The organism is Rhodococcus oxybenzonivorans (assembly GCF_003130705.1).
Taxonomy (GTDB): Bacteria; Actinomycetota; Actinomycetes; order Mycobacteriales; family Mycobacteriaceae; genus Rhodococcus_F; species Rhodococcus_F oxybenzonivorans.
This window is the reverse complement of the sequence record NZ_CP021354.1, coordinates 1,030,193-1,049,298: the sequence shown is the minus strand read 5'-3', so window position 1 is coordinate 1,049,298 and position 19,106 is coordinate 1,030,193. Positions and strand designations below refer to the sequence as shown.

Below are 19,106 nucleotides of genomic sequence, written 5' to 3'. Positions count from 1 at the left end.
TTACGGTGCACACCTCCCCGCTGTCTGTCCGCCTGGCATGTTGAGAAGCAGATCCGATCCCTCCGGTCCGGTGAACTTGAACTTGACCGTGCACACGTACATCTGGAAGAAGCTGCCGTACGTGCCGATTCGGATGAGTCGGCGATAGGCGTCCGGCAGGTTCTGGAGCACCCAATCGAGAGTCTCTTCGCCCATCTGCAGCTGCGTCGCAGTGCGATTCGCCTCCGCAACGGTGCTCTGCAGCGGCGGGCGGACGCCTTCGAGCAACTCCGCAAGGTCGCCGGTGCCGCCGGCGATCCTCGGGATGGCGTCACCGATCGGATCGCGGTCCTGCGCGAGGCCGCTCACCAATTGCTGCAGTTGATCGAGAGTGGACCTGAACTGATCACCGCGGTTGTTGATGGTTCCGAGAACCTCGTTGAGGTTGGTGATGACCTCACCGATCAACTGGTCGCGGTCCGCGAGTGTGTTGGTGAACGAACTGGTACTGCCCAGCAGTGACACGAGTGTGCCGCCCTGCCCCTGGAAGACCTGCACCAACGCCGCCGAGAGATCATTGACCTGCTGCGGATTCAACGCACGCAGGAGCGGCTTGAACCCACCGAGCAAGAGGTCCAGGTCGAGTGCGGGCGATGTCTGATCCACCGGGATGGACCCGCCCTCCGGAAGCGGCTCCACCGACCCCGCACCCTCGAGGAGTTCCATGTAGCGGTCACCGACGAGGTTCTCGTATCGGACGGTAGCCTTCGTTCCCTCGAACAACGAGTACTTCGACTCCACGTCGAACTCCACGTCGGCAAGGTTGTCGTCGTCGATCTTCACGTCCTTGACCGCGCCGACCGGCACACCCGCAATGCGTACCTTGTCACCCGGTTTGAGGCCGGACACATCGACGAAGGTCGCCGAGTAGTCCTTGGACGTGCTGAAACGGTACTGGCTGAACACCACTGCGAGACCAACGAAGATCAGGGTCATCACGGTCGCGAAGATCGCGAGCTTGACGGTTGTGCTTCTCACGGTCACTGCCCACCCGGCTCCGGGTAGACACCGGCGAACAAAATCTGGAAGACCTTCGGCATGTGTACCTGTACTTCGGTCGACGGCACGAACGGCACAGTACCCGTGTCAGCGACGAGGAACTTGGCGTGCACGTTCGGATCAGGATTCGGGAGGCCGGCGCAGTTCGGTCCTCCGGACGCATTCACCTTCGGCAGATCCTCCGGGTAACTGTAGGGCTCCTGGCCATACATGAAGCTCGCACTCAACGCGATTCCCGGCTGATTGCCGCCGATGAGTTGTTCGGCAAGGGGAATGACGTTGTTGAGGCCGACGAGGAAGCAGGAGATCTCCGGCGAGTATTCCGCGAGTAGGTCCGTGGTGGGGAGCAGGAGGTCGAGGGTGTCCGTCAGGCCCTGCTCGTTGTCGGTCAGCACCGTATTCGCCGTATCGGCCAATCCCGTGGCGTTCAACAGCACTGCGTCGAGATTGTCCTGTTCCTCGACCACCGTGCGGCTGGTAGCGGTCACGTTGTCGAGCGTTTGCAGCAGTTCCGGGGCGGTGTCGGCGTAGACGTTCGTGACCACGGCCGCCTTCGCCAGATCCTCCTGCAACTGAGGGAGACTGGGGTTCACCTTGGCGAGGTAGCGGTCGCTCTGTTCGAGCAGTGCACCGAGTTCGTCGCCGCGACCGCGCAGCGCGGAGGCGATAGCCCCCAGCGTCGCGTTGAGCTTCTCGGGTTCGATTTGATCGAGCACATCCGTCAGATGCTGGAAGACCGAGTTGAACTCTACGGTGACGTTGTCGGAGGCGATGACGGCGCCCGGTTCGAGATGCGTGGTGGCGGGATCTTCCGGCATGACGAAGTTGACATATTTGGCGCCGAATACGGTAGTCGACTTGATCTCCACCGCGGCGTTGGAAGGGATCAGCGACATCATGTCGGGGTACATGTCGAGCTTCAGTTCGGCACCGCCGGTGACATGCTCGACGGAGCCGACGCGACCGACCTCGACGCCGAGCAGCTTCACCTTCGCGTCCGGTTCCATGACCAGGCCCGCCCGGTCGGAGGTGACCGTGACCGGTGTCGATTCCGTGAAAGCGCCGTTAAACATGGCAAGCGAGAAGGCGATGATCGCCAGCAGACCCGCGACGAGGACGAGAGCCGCGAGCTTCTTCTTTCCGCCCGAATCAGTCATCTACCGGCACTCCTATCCCGAAAGGTTGAAGTTGCCGGAACCGCCGTATATGGCGAGGGAGATGAGGAGGGTAACCGTGACGACCGCAATCAGTGACGACCGCACCGCGTTCCCCACGGCAACGCCGACTCCGACGGGACCACCCGACGCGGTGAAGCCGTAGTAGGTGTGGATGAGCATGATGGCGATCGCCATGACGATGGCCTGCGCGAACGACCACAGAATGTCCGTCGGTATCAGGAAGGTCGAGAAGTAGTGGTCGTACACGCCGGCGGACTGGTCGTAGAGAACCACGGTGGCGAATCGGCTGGCGATGAAGGATGCGATCACTGCGAGGGCATAGAGCGGAACGATCGCGATCATTCCGGCCATCACCCGAGTGCTGACCAGGTACGGGATCGAGGGGATCGCCATCGTCTCGAGGGCATCGATCTCCTCGGACACGCGCATGGCACCGAGCTGGGCGGTCGAGCCTGCCCCGATCGTGGCCGCGAGTCCGATACCCGCGATGACCGGGGCCGCGATGCGTACGTTGATGAACGCGGCGAAGAAGCCGGTGAGCGCCTCGACACCGATGTTGCCGAGCGAGCTGTAACCCTGCACGGCGATGGTGCCTCCGGTGAAGAGCGTCAGAAATCCGACGATCACCACGGTTCCACCGATCACCGCCAGCGCACCCGTGCCCATGCTGATCTCGGCGATGAGCCGCAGAGTTTCCTTCGGGTACCGCCTCACCGCACGAGGGGCCCAGGCGATGGCGCGCGCAAAGAACAGCGCCTGCTCGCCGAGCCGGTCTATCGAACGGGACGTCGACGCGAATTGCCGGCGTGTGCGGGGAAACCGCCCGGCCGCTGCGAGAGCCATCTACTCCACCACCATGTCGATCACCCTGCCGTCAGCTTGATGCCGACGGCGGTGACGAGAACGTTGACCACGAACAGCGCCATGAACGAGAACACGACGGTCTGATTGACGGCGTCACCGACACTCTTGGCGCCACCTTTCACGTTGAGGCCGAGATAGGACGCGACAAGACCCGCGATCATGCCGAACAGACCGGCTTTGACCTCCGAGATCACGAGCTCACCGAACCCAGTGAGAAGGGTGATGCCGTTGACGAAGGCCCCCGGATTCACATCCTGGATGTACACCGAGAAGACGAACCCACCGAGAATCCCGATAGTGCAGACCAGGCCGTTCAGCAGCAGGGCCACGACGGTCGAGGCGAGCACCCGGGGTACGACCAGCCGATGAATCGGGTTGATACCGAGCACCCGCATCGCGTCGATCTCTTCGCGGATCGTGCGGGCCGAGAGGTCTGCGCAGATCGCGGTGGCGCCCGCCCCGGCCACGATGAGCACTGTCACGATGGGACCGACCTGGGTCACGGTGCCCAGCGCCGCACCCGCGCCACTGAGATCCGCGGCACCTATCTCCCGGAGGAGGATGTTGATGGTGAAGCTCACCAGAACGGTGAACGGGATGGCTACCAGCACCGTGGGAACCATCGATACCCGGGCAACGAACCACGCCTGGTCCACGAACTCGCGACGCTGGAAGGGCCTCGAGAACACCGCCCTGAGCGTCTCGGCCGACATCGTGAAAAACCCGCCGACAGCGCGCAATGGCACCTCGAGGAGGTCTACCATTCGTCCTCCTCGTCCCTGATCGCACCCAGCACCGACTGTTGATTGAGCCCAGCCCCCCAACGGCCTGTGACTCAGGTCATATTAACTAGAACGTGTTCACCTGTCAAAAAGAGTCATTCATCAGCAAGAATCGTCCCACATCGAGCACTCTGAGGAGGGCGTTTCGTCCAAAAGAAGAGCCGCGATGCGTCCACGTCGAACGTCGACCGAGTACGTCTAAAGCGTTAGCACACAGTAGGTTTGGCCACGACATGTCGTCTCCCTATCGAACCCGGACCGGACCGCCTGCACGCCGCTGCGTGGACGTCACTGCCCCTCTCCGTGCAGGCGTCGACGACCGGAACCGGCGGCAAAACTAGAACAGGATCTAGTGCGTGTAGGCACATCGCTGCCTACCCGCGTCGCACCGTCTCGATCCCAGCCGGTCGCTGTGAATTTTCACCCAGTATCGCCCATCACGCGGGTATCACCTGGGAAAACGGGCGGTAACGCCGGATGTGTCGTCGACTGCGCCGCGACGGCTCGTTCAGCCCAGCTCACGCAGGGCAGCCGACGCCGAGAAGGTCGCGGCCGGATCGCGTTCACCGAAGTAGCTGCCGAGGCTCTCGGCCAGCCTCGCCGGCGTCCATTGAGAGTCTGTCGCGTCGAACCGGCGCTCGACGACCGGAGCCGCCATCAACGCGACCATCGGGCCATAGACCACGAAGAGCTGCCCGTTGACGGTGTCGGCCGCGGGCGAGGCGAGGTAGGTGACCAACGCCGCCACATGCTCCGGCGACAGTGGGTCGATCCCCTCGGCCGGCGCCTCACCGAAGACGTTTTCCGTCATCGACGTGCGCGCACGGGGACAGATCGCGTTGGCCCGTACTCCGTAGCGAGACAGCCCGCGAGCGGCGGAGAGGGTCAGAGCCGTGATGCCCGCCTTGGCCGCACCGTAGTTGGCCTGCCCCTCGGGCCCTAGCAGGCCTGCCTCCGAGGACGTGTTGATGATGCGGCCGTACACGGGCGCACCCGCCTCCTTGGATTTTCCGCGCCAATAGGAGGCGGCGGAGCGGCAGAGCAGAAAGTGCCCGCGCAGATGCACCTTCAGTACCAGATCCCAGTCCTCGTCCGACATGTTGAACAGCATGCGGTCCCGCGTGATCCCGGCATTGTTGACGAGGATGTCGAGGCTGCCGAATTGGCCCTGCGCCGCTTCCATGATCGCGTCGGCAGTGGACCGTTCACCGATGTCGCCGGCGACGAATTCGGCCTTGGCGCCCAGACCTCGGATCTCTTCGAGTGTTTCCTCGACGGCGTCGGAGGCCACCAGGTCGTTGACTACGACGGACGCACCCGCTCGTGCCAGACCGATCGCCTCGGACTTTCCCAGTCCGGATCCGGCGCCGGTGACGACGCCTACCTTGCCGTCCAAGTTCACATCGCGGTCAGCAACATCAGTCATGAAGCGGCACTCCTGGTCGTCTGCAATCGCCGCCGGGTTCCACACCCGGCGCCACGGTGGACGTCGTCACTGTAGAACGTGTTCTTGTTCTGGGCAACGACGGTCAAGGGTGTTCGGTGAGCGCCGCCCTCGGACACTGCGCGATGGCAGTCCGCACGTCTTCCTCCCGGTCAGCGGGTGGGTGAGCGGTCGAAATGTGCAGATTATCGTCGTCGTCGAGGTCGAAGATGTCGGGGGCAATCCCTACGCACACACCGTTGGCCTCACACCGGTCGAAATCGACTCTGACCTCCATGGCAACCCTCACTTCTCCTCGTCACGTCGCTCGTCGGCCCGGGCGCCGCCGGGCTGCGGCGCACACCGTTCCTGCGATAACACTAGAACCTGTTCCAGTCCTGTGCAATGATTCGTTCCACGACTGCGAGCAGGCCCACCGAGCGCGCTCCCCAGCCGGTCGGGCCCGACTCCCCGCCATCGCACCGTAGAGACTGGAACGTGTGCCAGTTAAGACGAGTTCCGGGCCTTCGGACTGGAGAGGTATTTCGATGCACATCACCTACACGCCACAACAGCAGGCGCTGCGCGAAGAACTGCGCGCCTACTTCGCGCAGTTGATGACGCCGGACCGGCGGGAGGCTCTCGCCGCCACCACCGGCGAGTACGGCGAGGGCAACGTCTACCGCGACGTCGTCGCGCAGATGGGCAAGGACGGCTGGTTGACGCTCGGGTGGCCGAAGGAATACGGCGGCCAGGAGCGTTCGGCGATGGAGCAGCTGATCTTCACCGACGAGGCCGCCATCGCCGGTGCCCCCGTGCCATTCCTCACGATCAACTCCGTAGCCCCCACGATCATGCACTTCGGTACACCCGAGCAGAAGTCGTTCTTCTTGCCGAAGATATCCGCGGGCGAACTGCACTTCTCCATCGGATACTCCGAGCCCGAGGCAGGGACGGACCTTGCAAGCCTGCGCACCACCGCCGTCAAGGACGGCGACGACTATGTGATCAACGGCCAGAAGATGTGGACGAGCCTGATCGCATACGCCGACTACGTGTGGTTGGCCTGCCGGACCGACCCCGAGGCGAAGAAGCACAAGGGCATCAGCATGCTGATCGTGCCCACCACGGCCGAAGGATTCTCGTACACACCCGTCCACACGATGGCCGGTCCCGACACCAGCGCCACCTACTACCAGGACGTGCGCGTACCGTCCTCCGCACTCGTGGGTCCCGAACACGGTGGTTGGGCGTTGATCACCAACCAGCTCAACCATGAGCGTGTCGCGCTCACCTCGGCCGGACCGATCCTCACCGCACAGCGGGAAGTGCGGGAGTGGGCGCAGAACACCAAGTTGCCGGACGGCCGCCGCGTCATCGACCAGGAATGGGTTCAGATCAATCTGGCCCGGGTCCATGCCAAGGCCGAGTACCTCAAGTTGATGAACTGGGAGATCGCCTCGTCGACCGGGGCAGACGAAGCGACGGGAGATGATTCAGCACACGCCCCGGGCCCGGAGGCGGCGTCGGCCAACAAGGTCTACGGAACCGAGTTCGCCACCGAGGCCTACCGACTGCTCATGGAAGTCCTCGGCCCGTCGGCCACGCTTCGGCAGAACTCCCCCGGCGTCCTGCTGCGCGGGCGCATCGAACGGATGCACCGTTCTTCCCTCATCCTCACTTTCGGTGGCGGAACCAACGAGGTGCAGCGCGACATCATCGGTATGACGGCCCTCGGCCTGCCCCCTGCGAAGCGTTAGGACACGACCATGGATTTCACCCTCACCGAGGCGCAACAGGATCTGGCCGGTCTCACCCGGAGCATCGTCACGGATCTCGTCACGAACGACCGCCTGCGGGAGCTCGACGTGGCCGAAGACCGCCTCGATCGCGAACTGTGGTCGACACTCGGCTCGTCCGGCGTCCTGGGCGCCGCACTACCGGAGTCGGTGGGCGGCGACGGCTTCGGCGTTCTCGAGCAGTGCAGCATCCTCGTCGAATTGGGCAGGGCCGTCGCACCGGTCCCCTACCTCTCGTCCATCGTCATGGCGGCGGATGCGCTCGCGCGATACGGCAACGAACAACAGCGTGCGGAGTGGGCCGCGCCCGCAGCGACCGGTGCGAAAATTCTCACCGGCGCCCTCGACGAGGAACTCAACGACGACCCGGGCGCTCCGGTCACCCACGCCGACCCCGGGCCCAGCGGCTGGACCCTCGACGGCACGAAGATCGTCGTCGACGCGGCGCCGTCGGCAGAGTTGTTCCTGGTGCCGGCGACGACCCCGGACGGCGTGGCAGTGTTCCTCGTCCGCCCCGACGACGAAGGGGTGACCGTCACCAGGCAGCAGACCGTCGATTTCGCCTCCACCGGCGAGGTGGCGCTGCACGGAGTCGTCCTCGGTGCCGATCGACTCCTGGGCACCGTCGAGCAGGGCAGCGAGATCGTCGATCGGCTCGTCGAACGAGGATCTCTCGGCGCCTGCGCGTACCAGTACGGCGTGCTCGATCAGGCTCTGACACTGACCGCCGCCTATGCCCGCGAACGCGTGCAGTTCGGCAGGCCCATCGGCAGCTTCCAGGCCGTGGCTCAGCGACTCGCCGACGCGTACATCGACGTCAAGGGCGTCCGGCTCACTCTGTGACAGGCAGCATGGCGGCTCAGCGAAGGACTGCCCGGCGAGGGCGACATCCAGACCGCCAAGTTCTGGGCGTCCGACGCCGGTCACCGGGTGGCCCACACGGCGGTTCACATTCACGGCGGTGTCGGGCTCGACCAGGATCATCCCGTGCACCGGTACTTCCTCGCGGCAAAGGCCCTCGAGTTCCGGCTCGGCTCCGCCACCCGGCAGCTCCGGACCCTCGGCGCCGAACTGGCCACCGTCCCCGCATGACGGCCACACTCGCACGCACAGTGGCAGACCTGCTGCGCGGTGTCACCCACAGCCACTCCGAGGGGCTGTACTTCGAGGACCGTTTCCTGTCCTGGTCAGACCACCTGCGGGCGAGCCTGCAGCGCGCCGCGGTTCTCGATGATCTTCTCGATCCCGAACGCCCGCGGCATTTCGGTGTGCTGATGGACAACGTGCCCGAGTTCTCACTCCTCGCGGGTGCGGCGGCGCTTTCCGGCGCAGTCCTCGTCGGCCTCAACACCACCCGGCGCGGCGACGCCCTGGCCCGCGATGCGGCGCTCGCCGACTGCCAGGTCATCTTCACCGAGAACAGTCGTTCGGATCTGCTCGACGGACTGCTACTCGGGGTCCCGGTGATCAACGTGGACTCCGTGGAGTGGGCCGACATGCTGTCTGTACAGCGGCCATCTTTCGAGCAGGTAACGCCCGAGCCCGACGATCTCTTCATGCTCATCTTCACGTCCGGGACGAGCGGCGACCCCAAAGCCGTGCGCTGTACGCACGCGAAGATCACCGGGCCCGGCCTGATGCTCGCCGAGCGGTTCTCGCTGTACCCGGACGACGTCGTGTACCTGTCGATGCCGATGTTCCACTCCAACGCCATGATGGCCGCCTGGTCTGTGGCGCTCGCGGCCCGTAGCTCGATCGTGTTGCGCCGCAGGTTCTCCGCGTCCCACTTCCTCGCCGATGTCCGGCGGTACGGGGTCACCTACGCAAACTATGTGGGAAAGCCGCTGTCGTACGTGCTGGCAACTCCCGAGGAGCCCGACGACGCCGACAACACGCTGCGGGTGATGTACGGCAACGAGGGATCCGCTCCCGCGGTTGCCGCATTCTCCCGGCGTTTCGGCACGCAGGTCGTCGACGGATTCGGTTCCACCGAAGGCGGAGTGGCCATCTCCGCTACGCCCGGCTCACCGCCGGGCGCACTCGGGCGGCTCCCCGCCGGAATCGCGATCCTCGACCCGGAGTCGGGTCTGCCCTGTCCCCCTGCCGAATTCGATGCATCCGGTCGCCTGGTCAACGCCGAGGCCGCTACCGGGGAACTCGTCAACGTCAACGGTCCCGGTGCCTTCGCCGGCTACTACGACAATCCGGAGGCCGACGCGGAGAGAATCCGGGACGGAAAGTACTGGAGTGGCGACCTGGCCTACCGCGATGCCGACGGATTCGTGTACTTCGCCGGCCGCAGCACTGGATGGTTGCGCGTGGACGGCGAAAACCTCGGCTCCGCGCCCATCGAACGAATCCTGCTGCGCTACGACGGGTTCGCGGAGGTGTCGGTGTATGCGGTACCCGACGCCGAGGTCGGCGACCGGGTGATGGCCGCAGTCGTGCCGACCCGCGAATTCGACCCCGTCGACTTCGCGGAATTCCTCGACGCCCAGACCGATCTCGGTCCGAAACAGCGCCCGACCTTGGTGCGGGTGTGCACCGAGTTTCCCCGCACGGCCACGTTCAAGGTACTCACGCGCACACTCAGCGCGCAGCGATGGAACTGCGCGGATCCTGTGTGGGTCCGCGAAGGTACCGGCTACTCCCGCCTGTGAATGCCTGTGAATGATGGGTGGCGAAGTACGCTCCCGCCTACTTCGCCACCCCAGACCGCTACTTGTACGAAACGAGCCGGGACACCGCCGCCTCGAAGCCGGACACGAGCTCGTCCATCACCTCGGACACGGGCCGGATTTCGTTCATCCGGCCGACGATCTGCCCTACCGGCATCGCGACGACGTCCGGATTCTCCGAAGCGGCAATCCGCTGATGAGCGTCGCTGACCAGCAGATTCTGCAACGGCATCGGCAGCGGCGCAGGCGCTTCCGGCTTCGACCACGCATCGGTCCACTTGGTCTTCAGTAGGCGCGCGGGCTTACCCGAGTAGATGCGGGACCGCACCGTGTCGGCCGAGGTCGCACCGAGCAAGGCCCGTTGGATGGCGGATGGTCCGTCTGCCGACGCACTGCCGAGCTTGTACTCCGACGTCGTGAGCCAGTACGACCCCATCCAGACACCGGATGCCCCGAGCGACAGGGCGGCCGCCACCTGACGGCCGCTTCCGATGCCGCCGGCGGCCAGCACTGCAGCGGAATCGCCTACCGCGTCGACGATCTCCGGAACCAGCACCATCGACGCGATCTCACCGGTGTGCCCACCAGCTTCATAGCCCTGCGCGATGACGATGTCGACGCCGTTCGCAACGTGCCTGCGCGCATGCTCGACCGCCCCGGCGAGCGCCGCCACGGGAACACCCTTCGCGTGGGCCTGATCGATGACATCCTTGGGCGGCGAGCCCAGGGCGTTGGCGATCAGGGCGATACGGTGATTGAGCGCGACATCGACATGCGAGCGGGCCACCGAGTGAAGCCAGCCGAGCACCCCCGTCGCATGCTCGGTGCCCGTTTCCAACGGCGGCACACCCAGCTCGTCCAGGGTGCGGTTGACGAAGGCACGATGTTCCGCCGGAATCAGCGACTCCAGGTCCACCGACGTGCCCTCCGTCGGGATCTTGGCCGGCATCACGATGTCGACGCCGTACGGTTTCCCGTCGGTGTTCTCGTCCATCCACGTCAGGACGGCCTCGAGTTCCTCCGGATCGTTGAACCGGACACAACCGAGCACGCCCAGGCCGCCGGCTCGCGAAATAGCCGCGGCCACATGTTCGGACGGCGTGAACCCGAAGATGGGGTACTCGATGCCGAACTTCTCACTCAAAGCTGTGTGCATTACGCGCCTTTGCTCGTCACGGTGTCGCTCTGGGCCGAACCGTTGCCGTTGTGGTCGTCGGCGGGTCGGGATTCTGTTTGTTCCTTGGCCCAGCGGTAGTCGGGCTTACCTGCAGGCGAACGTTTGATCTCGTCCACGAACCACAGGCTGCGCGGCACCTTGTATCCGGCGATTTCCTTACGCGCGGCTGATGCGATCTCGTGTAGGGCAGGACGCGCCCCGCCGCGCGTCTGGACGACGGCAGCGACGCGCTGGCCGAATCGCTCGTCGGGCACACCGACCACCAGGGCGTCGAACACGTCGGGGTGCGACTTCAGCGCGCCTTCCACCTCTTCGGGGAAGATCTTCTCGCCGCCGCTGTTGATACAGACCGAACCACGTCCGAGCATTGTGACGGTGCCGTCCGCCTCCACCTGTGCGAAGTCGCCGGGGATCGAGTAGCGGACACCGTGATACTCCCGGAACGTCGCCTTGGTCTTCTCTTCGTCCTTGTAGTAACCGATCGGGATATGCCCTTTGCGCGCGAGGATGCCGACCTTGCCCGAGCCGGGCTCCACCGGGTTCCCGTCGTCGTCGATGACCGAGGTGGAGGCGTCGATCTTCACCGTCGGTCCGCCGCCGTGCGATTTACCCTTCTCCACCACACTCAATCCGCCGAACCCGGTTTCGGACGAGCCGATGGAATCGGTGATCATCCGATTGGGCAGCAGTTCCAGGAACTTTTCCTTGATACTGGGCGAGAACAGCGCCGCCGAACTGGCCATCAGAAACAGCGACGACAGGTCGTACGGCTCACCGGTGGCCGGGTTGCCCTCGATCAGGGCGTCGAGCATGGGTCGCGCCATCGCATCGCCCGTGATGAAGACGAGATTGACCTTGTGCTGGTCGACGATGCGCCAGACGTCGTGTCCGTCGAACTCCGGGTGCATCACGCATTTGCCGCCACCGAACAAGCTTTGGAAAGTGGCCCACTGGCTGCCGCCGTGAATCATCGGCGGGATGGGGAAGCGGGTCATGCCGGCGGTCTCGGCACCCTGCTTGGCAAGGTCCCACTCGTCCTCGACGTACTCACCGGTCATGAAGTTGATACCGCCACCGAGCACTCGCCAGACGTCCTCCTGACGCCACATGACGCCCTTCGGCTTACCGGTGGTGCCGCCGGTGTAGAGCATGTAGATGTCGTCGTTGCTGCGCTCCTCGAAGTCGCGCTCAGGGGAACCCTGCGCCAACGCGGTCTCGTACTCGACGCCGCCGTACGACGAGTAGTCGAGATCGGTTCCGTCCTCGATGACGACGACGGTCTTCACCAGAGGCGTGCGGGGCAGCACAGCGGCAACCTTGTCGACGTACCGACGCTCGTGCACGAGCGCGACCATGTCCGAATTTTCGAAGATGTACTGCAACTCGTTCTCGACGTACCGATAGTTGACGTTGACCATCACGGCCCGGATCTTGAACACCGCCACCATGGCCTCGATGGCCTCGAGGGTGTTGCGGCTGTAGATGCCCACCTTGTCACCCGGCCGGACACCCTGTTCGCGCAGGTAATGGCCTAGTCGATTGGCCCTTTCCTCCATCTGCGCGTACGTCACCTCCCTGTCGTCGGACACCAACGCGACGCGGTCCGGAACGAGGTCGATTGCGTGCTCTACGAGGTCTGCGATATTAAGGGCCACGTCAACAAAGTAGAACGTGTTACCGTTTCTGGCAAGACCCAATTTGAGAGCCAGCTCACACACCCTTCGGGAGACTTCAGTGTCCTCTACCACCACCGAGAAAACCGACGTTTCAGCACAGTCGCCGCACTGCCTCGTCGAGAAGCGCGGGCACGTCCTGATCGTCACGATGAACCGCCCCGAGGCGAAGAACGCGCTGTCCGGCGAAATGATGGCGATCATGCGCGACGCATGGGATCAGGTCGACGCCGACCCGGACATCCGCGTCGCCATCCTCACCGGTGCCGGCGGAGCCTTCTGCGCGGGAGCAGACCTCAAGGCCATGACAGTGCAGCACCCTGGCGACTCCTTCTCGGGCGGGGGTGAGGGAAACCAGCCGGCGTGGGACCTGTCGAGAATCGAGGCTCTCCTCAAGGGCCGTCGCCTCACCAAACCCCTCATCGCAGCGGTCGAGGGACCGGCCATCGCAGGCGGAACCGAGATCCTTCAGGGCACCGACATCCGCGTCGCGGGCGAGAGCGCCAAATTCGGTGTGTCCGAGGCGAAATGGGGGCTCTTCCCGCTCGGCGGTTCGGCGGTGCGCCTCGTCCGGCAGATCCCGTACACCATCGCTGCGGACATTCTCCTGACCGGACGCCACATCACCGCCGCCGAAGCCAAGGAGATCGGCCTCATCGGACACGTCGTTCCCGACGGTCATGCCCTCGACAAGGCCCTCGAACTCGCCGACCTCATCTCCGCCAACGGACCCCTCGCCGTCCAGGCCATCCTGAAGACCATCCGCGACACCGAAGGCATGCACGAGGAAGACGCCTTCCAGATCGACGCCGCACTCGGCACCGCCGTGTTCACCAGCGGCGACGCGAAGGAGGGCCCCCGCGCCTTCGCCGAAAAGCGCGCGCCGAACTTCGAGGGCCGCTGACTCTGCCCCACCGCCCCCTCTCCCATCCCAGCCGGGCGAATGTACCTTTCGGCGCATCTGAGGCGCCGAAAGGTACATTCGCCCAGGGTGTGAGGCTTATCCACAACCCCCAGTTATCCACAGGCCTTACCAAAACGCCTGGTGAACAACCCTGCTGCCGACAACGGGTGCGTCATCATCGAGTCCATGCGACGGGGACAATGGGGGCATCGGCTCGAAGACTTGTACGGAATCAGCCGGTCAGGGATCATCCGCACCGCCGAACTGAGGCATTGGGGAGTGTCGAACTCGGCAATCGACGCTCGATGCCGTCCGGGCGGGCCGTGGCAACGGATCCTTCCCGGCGTCGTGATGCTCGGCAACGGCCACCCGACCGCACGTCAGCGTGCTGTGGCCGCGATCGTGCTCAGCGGCGACAACGCGGTCCTCAGCGGGCGCGCAGCGTTACACGAATACGGGCACGGAACGTCGTACTCCGGCGACGCCCACGTCCTGATCGCCACGCACCGGCGTGTCCAGTCCACGGGCTTCGTCCTCGTCGAACGCACGACGCGGATGCCGGCGCCGGTGATGCGCAACGGGCTTCCCTGCGCCCCGCTTCCGCGCGCGTTGCTCGACGCGGCGCGACGGTGCCGCACTCTGGACAGCACTCGATCCCTCATCGCCGAGGTGATCCAGCGAGGCGGGGCGAGAGTCCCGGAGCTCATCGCGGAGTTGGACGCGGGCAGTGGCCGCGGCGCAGCACTCCCCCGTGCCGTGCTGCGCGAGGTGAGCGCCGACGTCCACTCGGTGTCCGAAGCAGAAGCCCGTCGCTTGTGGACGCGGAGCGGACTACCCCGAATGGTGTTCAACCGCAGGATCGTCGACGCCGACGGGCAGTTCATCGCCATGCCGGACGGTTGGATCGACGAGGTCGCGTTCGCCTGGGACATCGACTCGCTCGACTGGCATCTCGCGCCCAAGGCCTACAAATCGACCGTCGAGCGCCGAACCCGGATGCAGAACCACGGCATCATCGTGCTTCCGACGCTCCCTAGTGCCGTCCGCGACCACCCCGACCGCGTGATCGACGACCTCCGCAGCCACTACCAGTTGGCGTCGTCCCGCCCCCGACCGGAGGTCCGGATGCAAACAGCGGCCGGATGAATGTACCTTTCGACGCACCTGAGGCGCCGAAAGGTACATTCGCCCGGCGGAAGGGGGGGACGGGGGGCAGGGGTAGGGGCGGGGAGGTCAGCCCAGGACCGCGGAGGCGAGCTGCCGCACGTGCGGGGCGTCGCGGCACGAGACGAGGAGTGTGGTGACTCCGGCGTCGGCCCAGCGTTTGACGTCGGCCCGGACTTCGTCGACGTTGCCGATGATCATGGTCTCGGTGACCATGTCGTCGGGGACGACGGCGGCGGCGTCGTCCTTGCGGCCCGCACGGAAGAGCCGGCCGATTTCTTCGACCTGTTCGCCGTAGCCCATGCGCGTGTACACCTGGGCGTGGAAGTTCAGTTCGGGTGCGCCCATGCCGCCGACGTAGAGCGCTGTCATCGGTTTGAGCCCGTCGATGGCTGCGGCACGGTCGTCGGTGATGATCACCTGACAGGTGGCCGCCACCTCGAAGTCTTCCCGGGTACGACGGGCACCCTGCCGCGCGAAACCCTCGTCGAGCCATGCGTTGTACATGGGGGCGAGGCGAGGCGAGTAGTAGATCGCGAGCCAGCCGTCGGCGATTTCGGCGGTGAGCGCCACGTTCTTCGGACCCTCGGCGCCGAGCCAGATCGGGATGTCTGCCCGGAGGGGGTGGGTGATCGGTTTGAGGGGCTTTCCCAGGCCGGTGCTGCCCGGCCCGGTGTACGGCAGTGGGTAGTGCGGCCCGGCATTGGTGACGGGCTCTCGGCGGTCGAGCACCTGGCGCACGATCGACACGTATTCACGGGTGCGCGCCAGGGGTTTCTCGAAGGGCTGGCCGTACCACCCCTCGACCACCTGCGGGCCCGACACCCCGAGCCCGAGGATCGCCCGACCACCGCTGAGGTGGTCGAGGGTGAGCGCGTGCATCGCGCAGCTCGTCGGGGTACGCGCCGAGATCTGCACGACCGAGGTGCCGAGGCGGACACGTTCGGTGCTCGACCCCCACCACGCGAGGGGGGTGAAGGCGTCGGACCCCCATGATTCGGCGGCGAAGACGGCGTCGAATCCTTCGGCTTCGGCGGCGGCGATCAGCTCCGGGACATTCGCAGGCGGCTGCGCGCCCCAGTATCCGAGTTGCAACCCGAGCTTCATCGTGTGCCTCCGCATCGACCGTCGTCAGAAGTGACCCTTGCCACAAACACTAGAACCTGTTCTACTCGAAGTTGTGACCATGGGAAAGAGCGCGGTGGCCGAAAAGTTCTCGAACACTCCATTGAGCGCCCCGCTGAAACTTCAATTCGACTACACCCGGTCGGTGGGCCCGACCATCGGAGCCTTCGTGACTGCGCTGCGCGACCGCAAGGTCATCGGCGCGCGCGGATCGGACGGACGCGTCTACGTTCCGCCGCCCGAATTCGACCCCGACACGGCGGAACCGCTCACCGACTTCGTCGGCGTATCCGACGCCGGAACCGTGGTGAGTTGGACATGGATGCCGGATCCTATTGCCGGACAGCCGCTCACCCAGCCGTTCGCGTGGGCGTTGATCAAGTTGGACGGCGCCGACACCGCCTTGGTGCACGCGGTGGACGTGCCTTCCGTCGCCGCGATGAGCACGGGAATGCGTGTGCGGGCGCGGTGGGCGGAGCAGCGCGTCGGACGCATTCAGGACATCGTGTGCTTCGAACCGGGTGAGTCGGCCGGCGACGCCGGGACGCCCGAGAACTCGGAGCCGGTCACGATGGTGACGACGCCGGTCGACCTCGACTACATGCATTCGGCGTCGGCCGAGGAGAGCTACTACCTTCGAGGGTTGAAGGAAGGCAAGCTCATCGGCGGCCGCACCGGCGCGGACGGCAAGGTGTACATCCCGCCCCGCAGCGCCAATCCCACCGACGGCATCCCGACGAAGGAGCAGGTGGAGCTGCCGGACCGGGGCATCGTCACCACCTTCTGCATCGTCAACGTCCCGTTCCTCGGTCAGCGCATCAAGCCGCCGTACGTCGCGGCGTATGTGCTGCTCGACGGCGCCGACATCGCATTCCTGCACCTCATTCTCGAGTGCGACGCCGCCGACGTCCGGATGGGCATGCGCGTGGAAGCCAAGTGGAAACCACGCGAGGAGTGGGGTTACACCCTCGAGAACATCGAATACTTCAGGCCGACGGGTGAGCCCGACGCCGAGTACGACACCTTCAAACACCACCTGTAAGGGCGCGGCACAATGACAGATATCGCAGTCGTCGGGTTCGCGCACGCACCGCACGTGCGTCAGACCACCGGCACCACCAACGGCGTCGAAATGCTGGTCCCCTGCTTTCAGCAGCTGTACGACCAACTCGGGATCACGAAGTCGGACATCGGCTTCTGGTGTTCCGGCTCGTCCGACTATCTGGCGGGTCGGGCGTTCTCGTTCATCTCCGCGGTCGACTCGATCGGTGCGGTTCCGCCGATCAACGAATCTCACGTCGAGATGGATGCAGCATGGGCCTTCTACGAAGCCTGGGTCAAGATCATGACCGGGGAGGTCGACACCGCCCTCGTCTACGGCTTCGGCAAGTCGTCGGCGGGCAATCTCCGCAAGGTCCTGTCGATGCAACTCGACCCCTATCTGGTGACGCCTCTCGCCCTCGACTCGGTGTCGATCGCGGGCTTACAGGCCCGTCTCGGGCTCGATGCCGGAAAGTGGACGACCGAGGAGATGGCAGCCGTGGCGGCCCGCAGCCGAGCGGCAGCCGAGAGCAACCCGAACACCCAACTGTCCGGCCACGTCGACATCGAGACGTTGCTGGCCTCACCGTTCGTCGCCGATCCGCTGCGCGCCCACGACTGCGCACCGATCACCGACGGGGCTGCCGCGGTGGTACTGGCAGCCGGCGACCGTGCCCGTGAGCTGTGTGAACGTCCGGCGTGGATCACCGGGATCGAACACCGGATCGACTCCCCGAACTTCGGTGCCCGCGACCTGACGGTGTCGCCCTCCACGACGTCGGCGGCCCGGGCCGCCACCGGAGGCGACGTCGGCGCAATAGACGTGGCCGAACTGCACGGTCCCTTCACCCACCAGGAGCTGATCCTGCGCGAGGCCATCGGACTGCCCGATTCGACGACGATCAATCCCTCGGGAGGTCCGCTCAGCGGGAACCCGATGTTCGCGGCGGGCCTGGAGCGCATAGGTTACGCAGCCAGGGCCATCATGGACGGCAACGCCGGGCGCACGCTGGCACACGCCACGAGTGGCGCTGTGCTGCAACAGAATCTGGTCGCAGTCTTGGAGGGACGCAACTGATGGCGAATCAACTAGCCGCTGTACTCGGCACCGGCCAGACTCACTATGTGGCGAAGCGGCACGACGTCTCGATGGCCGGCCTGGTCCGCGAGGCCATCGACCGCGCCATGGAAGACGCGCGCGTTGGTTGGGATGACATCGACGCCGTCGTGATCGGCAAGGCACCCGACCTGTTCGAGGGTTCGATGATGCCTGAACTCGCGATGTCGGATGCGTTGGGTGCCAACGGTAAACCGCTTCTCCGTGTGCACACCGCGGGGTCGGTCGGCGGATCCACGGCTGTCGTGGCGTCGAGCCTCGTGAAGGCGGGTGTACACAAGCGAGTGCTGACGGTGGCCTGGGAAAAGCAGTCCGAATCGAATGCCATGTGGGCGCTGTCGACCCCCATCCCGTTCAACATGCCAGTGGGTGCCGGCGCGGGAGGCTATTTCGCTCCGCACGTCCGGTCCTACATTCGGCGGTCGGGAGCGCCCGAGCACATCGGCGCGATGGTGGCGGTGAAGGACCGCCTCAACGGCAGCCTCAACCCGTACGCCCATCTGCAGCAACCCGATATCACCCTGGAGTCCGTGCAGGCTTCCCAGATGTTGTGGGATCCGATCCGATACGACGAGACCTGCCCGTCTTCGGACGGCGCCTGCGCCATGGTGATCGGCAACGAGGAAGCGGCGGAGCGGGTGACGGCAGAGGGTCGCGAGGTCGCCTGGATTCACGCCACGGCCATGCGTACCGAACCCACCACGTTCTCCGGGCGGGATCAGGTGAACCCGCAGGCGGGCAGGGATGCTGCCGCCGCCCTGTGGGAGGCCGCCGGAATCAAGGATCCTCTCGACGAGATCGACGTCGCCGAAATCTATGTCCCCTTCTCGTGGTTCGAACCGATGTGGCTCGAGAACCTCGGCTTCGTGTCCGAAGGTGAGGGGTGGAAGCTGACCGAAGCGGGCGAGACGGCCATCGGTGGACGCCTTCCGCTCAATGCGTCCGGTGGTGTCCTCTCGTCCAATCCGATCGGCGCCTCGGGAATGATCCGGTTCGCAGAGTCGGCCATGCAGGTGATGCACCGTGCCGGTGATCACCAGGTGAAAGACGCACGCAAGGCTATGGGCCACGCCTACGGTGGCGGCTCTCAATACTTCTCGATGTGGGTGGTCGGATCCGACCGGCCGGACAACCAATAGCGGG

General features: G+C 65.2%; 16 protein-coding genes and 1 pseudogene. 8 read left to right on the top strand and 9 right to left on the bottom strand.

The annotated features are described in order from the left end of the window. From CBI38_RS05085 to CBI38_RS05060, 6 genes are all read right to left on the bottom strand, one after another. Positions 1 to 1,023 carry an MCE family protein gene (locus CBI38_RS05085; RefSeq protein ID WP_109326917.1) on the bottom strand — a complete coding sequence of 341 codons (1,023 nt, stop codon included), beginning with the start codon at positions 1,021 to 1,023 and terminating at the stop codon, positions 1 to 3. Next, a complete protein-coding gene (locus tag CBI38_RS05080) occupies positions 1,020 to 2,195 on the bottom strand; it encodes an MCE family protein (RefSeq protein WP_109326915.1) in 1,176 nt (391 codons plus the stop codon). The genes CBI38_RS05085 and CBI38_RS05080 overlap by 4 nt, the downstream gene beginning before the upstream one ends. A 12-nt stretch (positions 2,196 to 2,207) precedes the next feature. After that, on the bottom strand, positions 2,208 to 3,059 hold the full coding sequence (locus CBI38_RS05075; RefSeq protein WP_109326914.1) for an MlaE family ABC transporter permease: 852 nt from the start codon (positions 3,057 to 3,059) through the stop codon (positions 2,208 to 2,210). Positions 3,060 to 3,079: 20 nt separating this feature from the next. Beyond that, positions 3,080 to 3,844 (bottom strand): MlaE family ABC transporter permease, encoded by a 765-nt coding sequence (locus tag CBI38_RS05070; protein ID WP_109326912.1) that lies wholly within the window; start codon positions 3,842 to 3,844, stop codon positions 3,080 to 3,082. 526 nt (positions 3,845 to 4,370) lie between these two features. Next, on the bottom strand, positions 4,371 to 5,288 hold the full coding sequence (locus CBI38_RS05065; RefSeq protein ID WP_109334864.1) for a 3-oxoacyl-ACP reductase: 918 nt from the start codon (positions 5,286 to 5,288) through the stop codon (positions 4,371 to 4,373). A 103-nt stretch (positions 5,289 to 5,391) separates the two neighbouring features. Beyond that, positions 5,392 to 5,583: a ferredoxin gene (locus tag CBI38_RS05060; protein WP_109326911.1), complete on the bottom strand. Its 192-nt coding sequence runs from the start codon at positions 5,581 to 5,583 to the stop codon at positions 5,392 to 5,394. 250 nt (positions 5,584 to 5,833) lie between these two features. On the opposite strand from CBI38_RS05060, the gene CBI38_RS05055 reads away from it, so the two are divergent. From CBI38_RS05055 to CBI38_RS05045, 3 genes and pseudogenes are all read left to right on the top strand, one after another. Continuing rightward, on the top strand, positions 5,834 to 7,045 hold the full coding sequence (locus tag CBI38_RS05055) for an acyl-CoA dehydrogenase family protein (protein ID WP_109326910.1): 1,212 nt from the start codon (positions 5,834 to 5,836) through the stop codon (positions 7,043 to 7,045). A gap of 9 nt (positions 7,046 to 7,054) precedes the next feature. Beyond that, positions 7,055 to 8,176: pseudogene (locus CBI38_RS05050) on the top strand (acyl-CoA dehydrogenase family protein). Next, positions 8,173 to 9,744 carry a long-chain-fatty-acid--CoA ligase gene (locus CBI38_RS05045; protein WP_109326909.1) on the top strand — a complete coding sequence of 524 codons (1,572 nt, stop codon included), beginning with the start codon at positions 8,173 to 8,175 and terminating at the stop codon, positions 9,742 to 9,744. The pseudogene CBI38_RS05050 and the gene CBI38_RS05045 overlap by 4 nt, the downstream one beginning before the upstream one ends. A 58-nt stretch (positions 9,745 to 9,802) precedes the next feature. On the opposite strand, the gene CBI38_RS05040 is transcribed toward CBI38_RS05045, so the two are convergent. Both CBI38_RS05040 and CBI38_RS05035 read right to left on the bottom strand, forming a co-directional pair. Continuing rightward, positions 9,803 to 10,918 (bottom strand): NAD(P)H-dependent flavin oxidoreductase, encoded by a 1,116-nt coding sequence (locus CBI38_RS05040; protein ID WP_109326908.1) that lies wholly within the window; start codon positions 10,916 to 10,918, stop codon positions 9,803 to 9,805. Then, on the bottom strand, positions 10,918 to 12,594 hold the full coding sequence (locus CBI38_RS05035; RefSeq protein ID WP_109326907.1) for an acyl-CoA synthetase: 1,677 nt from the start codon (positions 12,592 to 12,594) through the stop codon (positions 10,918 to 10,920). Before CBI38_RS05035 ends, CBI38_RS05040 begins: the two co-directional genes overlap by 1 nt. Before the next feature lie 79 nt (positions 12,595 to 12,673). On the opposite strand from CBI38_RS05035, the gene CBI38_RS05030 reads away from it, so the two are divergent. Further along, entirely contained in the window at positions 12,674 to 13,516 is an 843-nt protein-coding gene (locus CBI38_RS05030) for a crotonase/enoyl-CoA hydratase family protein (RefSeq protein ID WP_109326906.1), read from the top strand. Positions 13,517 to 13,702: 186 nt separating this feature from the next. Then, positions 13,703 to 14,662: a hypothetical protein gene (locus CBI38_RS05025; RefSeq protein WP_204164946.1), complete on the top strand. Its 960-nt coding sequence runs from the start codon at positions 13,703 to 13,705 to the stop codon at positions 14,660 to 14,662. Positions 14,663 to 14,749: 87 nt separating this feature from the next. Here the strand turns inward: CBI38_RS05025 and CBI38_RS05020 are convergent, their stop codons facing one another. Next, entirely contained in the window at positions 14,750 to 15,787 is a 1,038-nt protein-coding gene (locus CBI38_RS05020; protein WP_109326900.1) for an LLM class F420-dependent oxidoreductase, read from the bottom strand. 79 nt (positions 15,788 to 15,866) lie between these two features. On the opposite strand from CBI38_RS05020, the gene CBI38_RS05015 reads away from it, so the two are divergent. The 3 genes from CBI38_RS05015 to CBI38_RS05005 are packed head-to-tail and all read left to right on the top strand — an operon-like array spanning position 15,867 to position 19,102. Next, complete coding sequence (locus CBI38_RS05015) at positions 15,867 to 16,847, top strand: Zn-ribbon domain-containing OB-fold protein (protein WP_109326899.1); 981 nt, start codon at positions 15,867 to 15,869, stop codon at positions 16,845 to 16,847. 12 nt (positions 16,848 to 16,859) lie between these two features. After that, positions 16,860 to 17,924, top strand: a complete 1,065-nt coding sequence (locus tag CBI38_RS05010) for a thiolase domain-containing protein (protein WP_109326895.1) — start codon at positions 16,860 to 16,862, stop codon at positions 17,922 to 17,924. Further along, positions 17,924 to 19,102, top strand: coding sequence for a thiolase domain-containing protein (locus tag CBI38_RS05005; RefSeq protein WP_109326894.1), 1,179 nt, complete (start codon positions 17,924 to 17,926; stop codon positions 19,100 to 19,102). Before CBI38_RS05010 ends, CBI38_RS05005 begins: the two co-directional genes overlap by 1 nt. Positions 19,103 to 19,106 lie beyond the last annotated feature (4 nt).